The sequence below is a fragment of the Candidatus Hydrogenedentota bacterium genome (genome assembly GCA_016791475.1).
GTDB lineage: Bacteria > Hydrogenedentota > Hydrogenedentia > Hydrogenedentales > JAEUWI01 > JAEUWI01.
This window is the reverse complement of the sequence record JAEUWI010000331.1, coordinates 1-600: the sequence shown is the minus strand read 5'-3', so window position 1 is coordinate 600 and position 600 is coordinate 1. Positions and strand designations below refer to the sequence as shown.

1 pseudogene is annotated in these 600 nt (G+C 57.3%); it reads left to right on the top strand.

Annotation, left to right across the window (positions count from 1 at the left end):
• Positions 1-430 precede the first annotated feature (430 nt).
• Positions 431-600 (top strand): annotated as a pseudogene (locus JNK74_29520) (DUF2970 domain-containing protein).

The window sequence follows — 600 nt, the reverse complement described above, 5'->3', positions numbered from 1 at the left end:
TCCCGATTGACGACCTGTATGGCCTCGCCGTCCCTCAATTGAAGTCACTGCAGACGGACGACGGGGTTCATTTTACGGACGAAGGCAGCGAGGTAATTGCGGAACAAGTGGCCCATAGCATTCGGAAAGCGCTGAAAAAAACTGCGACGGACGACCATCCCAAGGCGGGCGGAGAGTGATGATGGCAAGAGCCACGCAAGAGGCTCAGACAAGCGTACCGTGCAAGGCTGGGAGCGCAGGCGGTGCGCCTGCCATACACCGAAGGTGCGTCAGTGCGGATTCCGCGGTGCGCCGATACCTTCAAGACTTTATAGATCATGCGCCCTTGGCGCATGATGCAGGCGAGACGCCCGCGCTCCCAGCCTTGCTCGATTCTCTTTGTAGCGCCAGACGAAATTGCATGGCCAGGTAATGCAGGCATAGCCAGTGTGCCGCTGCATTCTGTGGAGTTTCTCGACGGAACCAGGAAACCGAATTCATGACGTTAAGCCCTCTCGATCTGCTTATTTGTGCGATCTACTTCGCCATCGTTCTCGCCCTGGGTTTTCTGGCTTCCCGCAAGGCCGTAAGCACAAAGCGGGACTACTTCCTCGCGGGAGA